Source organism: Desmonostoc vinosum (assembly GCF_059505385.1).
Map to the genome: position 1 here is coordinate 1 of NZ_JCACKM010000283.1, position 4,571 is coordinate 4,571.

Consider the following 4,571-nt stretch of genomic DNA (forward strand, 5'->3'; position numbering starts at 1 on the left):
TTTACTTATCTGAAGCCGAAGCACTACTCATAGAGTATGAGGTGTTCCTAAAAGGGGTAAAGGTAGCGAAGCTGTCACCAGCCGCCACGTAACGTATGAAAAGCTTGTATAGAGAGCATTTCATCAAAAAAGTTGAGGATAATGGTAACTTATTGAAATTCTCGTAACCTTTGATTAACTTCATTGATATCGAAGGTATCTGGATTAAAGCTTTCACCTACCCACTCCATCCTCTCTTCATATTCTGGGTGTGATGGGTCACTAATAATCTCCAATAACTCTGCATAACCCCAAGAACCACCACAATCTTCAGGAGGACAAGCACGCTTCCCAGTGATACATACGGGGTAGTTTGTATCAGGAGTTGATGGTAGTTCTTTTTCTACCAAAATTTCGTGTTCCCAGCTATCCCCAAAATCGTAAGTGTAGAAGAATTTGGACTTCTCTCCCTTAACCACCTGACTTAGCTTTACAGTCTTTTCCGAACGCACATTAAACTCTCTTTGAGGTTGACCGTAAGTTAGCCCCGTATTTGTTCCATATGGGTAATCCATCTAAATCTGCTTTTAATTGCTGTCGTAGTTTTGTATCTAATGGCAGCACTGCTTCACTCAAATTACTGAGAAAATGTGCCTGACAACGTTGATGTGGTGCATTTGGCCAACTTGAATTCATTGCAGCGATGATTGCTGATTCCCCATCTGACAAAGTTGCTAGCACTTTGTACGGTAACTCCTTATATGGTTGCAGCCACTCAATTAACCGTTCTACTTGTGCCTGTGGCAATTGAACTGCACAGACTGGTGTACCACTTAATACTTCATATAATACGTATAACAAAGTCCCGTGACCCTCTGGCTGTAAGGCATCTATTGCCCAAATTAAACCACCATGTTCAACGGCTGTAGCAGCTAATTTTTCCTGTGTATGTGCAATCGTTCCACCTAACAGTGCTAGAAATTGCCGATATAACTTGCCCACATTACTCTCGTTAATGGACACACCACGCCCTTTTAATGAGCGTTGAATTTCTACCAACTGTTGATGCTCATGCTCATGTTGCCAACCGATAAATGCCAACACATCTAGCCCATAGGTACTGTAAGGCAGGCTGTATTTTAGCACGCCAGCAGCGTAGTAATGTTTACCAAAATTTGTGCAACTGGGATTGGTACATTCTTTACTCTTACCTGCCACAAACACTGCACCATCCATTGTTTGAATGGTTTTACGCATGTGTCTTGGTCTGCGTAGAGCTAATTCTGCCCCACAATGCACGCACTCGACGAGCGAACATTCTACTACTATTCGTTTGATATTATTGAATTTTCGTTCTGGGCGATGGCGAGGCAACTTTACTATCACTAATTTTTTACTGCTGCTAGGTGCTTTCCTCAGCTTACCTGCTTTGTCTACCAATTAGACAGCCAGGGATTGAACGGCTGATTCGGTCAGCCGTTAAAACAACTGAGAAGAAATTTTGTACTGGTATCTTTAAACAGTTATCCTTTGAGACCTTGAGAAAGATGGATACTCTTCTCAAGACAAGAAATGGTCTGGATGATGACCAAAACCAATTTAAACAGTCAGTGTTTAATTTCCTCAAGCAAGACCCCGGACGTACTAGTCTTAAAAGTATCCTCAAGGAAATTGAAAAACTCCTCTGCATTAGAGACCTGGGTATCCCTACCAAACTGTTTGCCAATGTTCCACCTAAAATTATCACCCACTACCGTCGGCGAGCTTCTGTGGAAACACCCCGTGAACTGCGCCGTCACCCGGCTTCAATTCGCTACACCCTAGTGGCAGCATTTTGCTCTTGCCGCAGCCAAGAAATTACAGATAGTCTGGTAGAGTTACTGGTACAAATCATACATCGCATCTATGTCAGTGCCGAGCGCCGGGTGAAGACGCAACTGATTGAAGAGTTTAAGCGAGTAGATAACAAACCCCGCTTGTTATATGAGATGGCGAGGGAAACTTTGGCGCATCCAGAAGAACTGGTCAAAGATGTCGTTTATCCGGTAGTTAGCCCAACAACTTTAGAAGCAGTAGTCAAGGAGTATAAATCCAACGGGAATATCTACTCTCAACGAGTTTATACCGTGATGCGCTCTAGTTATTTGCATCATTATCGTCGGATGGTGCCTCAACTTTTATCTACCTTGGATTTCTGCTCAAACAACGATATTCACCGTCCAGTCATCAAGGCATTGGAGTTGCTCAAACGATACCAAGACAGCAATCAACGTTATTATGCGCTAGGAGAAGAGTTATTCATTGATGGTGTCCTCAAAAATGACTGGAAGGATTTGATTGTTGAAATTGAGAGTGATGGAAGAGAGCGGATTAACCGAGTAAATTACGAAATTTGTGTATTGCAAACATTGCGGGACAGGTTGCGTTCCAAAGAAATCTGGGTCGTTGGGGCAAAACGCTACTGCAACCCAGAAGAGGATTTACCTCAAGACTTTGACATCCACCGGGAAACTTATTATCAAGCAATTGGGCAACCACTTGAAGCAGAAAAATTTATTACTACGCTCCAACAGGAAATGACCGATGCTCTGACTATGTTGGACAAAGGAATGCCCAAAAATACAAAAGTCAAGATTCAAGAGAAAAATAACGGTTGGATTAAGGTTTCGCCTCTTGAAGCTCAACCCGAACCCATAAATATTTTGCACTTAAAACGTGAAATAGACCAACGCTGGTTTATGACAAGTTTGCTGGATATCTTGAAAGAAGCCGATTTGCGAATTGGCTTTACCAATCATTTCAAAAATACTGGTGTCCGTTCTAACTTAGAGCGAGATATTCTGCAACGACGGTTGTTGTTGTGCTTATATGGTTTGGGGTCGAATACGGGACTCAAGCGTATCTGTGCAGGTATTGATGGCGATAAAGAAACTGACCTGCGTTACGTCAAAAAGCACTACATCCACCGCGAACATCTACGTAATGCTATTGCCCAGGTGGTAAATGCCACTTTATCGGCACGCAAAACGGCAATTTGGGGAGAGGGTACTACTTCCTGTGCTTCTGACTCGAAGAAGTTTGGTTCTTGGGATCAGAACCTGATGACTGAATGGCACATCCGCTACGGTGGTCGTGGAGTGATGATTTACTGGCACGTCGAGAAAAAGTCTGCGTGCATTTATTCTCAACTCAAAACCTGTTCCAGTAGTGAGGTGGCAGCGATGATTGAGGGACTGCTGCGTCACTGTACGGATATGAAGGTGAAGAAAAACTATGTCGATACCCACGGGCAAAACGAGATGGCGTATGCGTTCTGTCGCCTGTTGGGGTTCGACTTGATGCCGCGAATCAAGCGGATTGGGGAGAAAAAACTCTACTTGCCTTGGACTGACCAGAAACAAAATTACCCTAATTTACAACCCGTGCTGACCAAGGCGATTGATTGGGAACTGATTCGTCAACAGTATGACCAAATGATTAAATATGCTACGGCGCTGCGATTAGGTACGGCGGAAGCAGATACGATTTTAAAACGGTTTAGTGCAAAAGCTCTGCAACATCCGACACAACGGGCATTGAATGAATTGGGTAGGGCGGTTAAAACTATTTTTCTGTGTCGTTACCTGCATTCGGAAGCTCTGCGGCGCGAAATTAATGAAGGGTTAAATGTGGTGGAGCAGTGGAATAGTGCTAATAGTTTTATTTTTTACGGCAAGAACAGTGAAATTGCGACTAACCGTTTAGATGAGCAAGAGTTATCGGTGCTGTGCCTACATTTGTTGCAGATGTGCTTGGTCTATATTAATACCTTGATGATTCAGAAGGTTTTGGCTGACCCTGTATGGATGAAACGAATGACACCCGTAGATTTACGAGGGCTAACGCCATTGATTTGGGGTCATGTTAATCCTTATGGAACTTTTAAGTTGGATATGAACGAGCGTTTAGAACTTGATGTAGCGTAAAAAGTCAAAAAATTTTGATGTAATCAAGTCTGGGTAAAGGTTCCAGCCGTCGCGTGGCAGATGGTGACAGCTTCGCTACTTTTACCCCAATAAACCACCAAGTTGATAATCACCACGATGAAAGTCTAGTGGCGGCGGAGGTAAAGACTGTCTTAGAAGAATCCTTATATATAGATGCGATACCAAAAGCAACGTCAGAGGCGATCGCACTCGCACCAACGACACCAGAAATAACCAAGGGTGCAAGAGTGCGGGTGTATTGCCCAGGAAGCAAAAGGCATGAAAAACAAGGGGTTGTAGCCAGATTCAGTTATGAAAAAGGAATCAAATGGGCCGTAGTCATCTTGGAGGACATTGAGGACAGGCTTAAGCAACTTCTGTGCCCGATTCCTGGGAACGAGATGATGAAACTGGAGTTGATTTAGCTCTACCTCAAGCAGAACAAGCACGCACGCGATCGCCTATGATCACCGGGCACACCATCGCCCCGTCAGCATGGACACTAAAAAACGCCCCCCACAAGGAGAGCGCCTTTGATTTTATTTGAGGTGGTTAGAATTAACCGTTGATAGCAGGAGCAGCGATTGCCACAGGCGCAGCATCAACAGAAGCTAAGTCTAAGGGGAA

The 4,571-nt window shown here is 43.9% G+C and carries 4 protein-coding genes and 1 pseudogene; 2 read left to right on the plus strand and 3 right to left on the minus strand.

Annotated features, from left to right (window positions below; genetic code table 11):
- Positions 1–149: 149 nt before the first annotated feature.
- Positions 150–554 (minus strand): plasmid pRiA4b ORF-3 family protein, encoded by a 405-nt coding sequence (locus AC5JMF_RS29910; protein ID WP_495799338.1) that lies wholly within the window; start codon positions 552–554, stop codon positions 150–152.
- The gene (locus AC5JMF_RS29915; protein WP_495799339.1) at positions 493–1,236 is read right to left on the minus strand and encodes a hypothetical protein; all 744 of its coding nucleotides are present in this window, start codon (positions 1,234–1,236) and stop codon (positions 493–495) included. Before AC5JMF_RS29915 ends, AC5JMF_RS29910 begins: the two co-directional genes overlap by 62 nt.
- Before the next feature lie 197 nt (positions 1,237–1,433).
- Here AC5JMF_RS29915 and AC5JMF_RS29920 point away from each other — a divergent pair.
- Positions 1,434–3,944: pseudogene (locus tag AC5JMF_RS29920) on the plus strand (Tn3 family transposase); the annotation flags it as partial.
- A 109-nt stretch (positions 3,945–4,053) separates the two neighbouring features.
- Here AC5JMF_RS29920 and AC5JMF_RS29925 read toward each other — a convergent pair.
- The gene (locus AC5JMF_RS29925; RefSeq protein WP_495799340.1) at positions 4,054–4,218 is read right to left on the minus strand and encodes a hypothetical protein; all 165 of its coding nucleotides are present in this window, start codon (positions 4,216–4,218) and stop codon (positions 4,054–4,056) included.
- Positions 4,219–4,323: 105 nt separating this feature from the next.
- On the opposite strand from AC5JMF_RS29925, the gene AC5JMF_RS29930 reads away from it, so the two are divergent.
- The gene (locus AC5JMF_RS29930) at positions 4,324–4,491 is read left to right on the plus strand and encodes a hypothetical protein (RefSeq protein ID WP_495799341.1); all 168 of its coding nucleotides are present in this window, start codon (positions 4,324–4,326) and stop codon (positions 4,489–4,491) included.
- The last annotated feature ends 80 nt before the right edge of the window (positions 4,492–4,571 follow it).

Excerpts from the sequence above, each read along its gene's own strand:
- AC5JMF_RS29910 (WP_495799338.1), bottom strand. The coding sequence starts at position 554 with ATGGATTACCCATATGGAACAAATACGGGGCTAACTTACGGTCAACCT.
- AC5JMF_RS29915 (WP_495799339.1), bottom strand. The coding sequence starts at position 1,236 with ATGCGTAAAACCATTCAAACAATGGATGGTGCAGTGTTTGTGGCAGGT.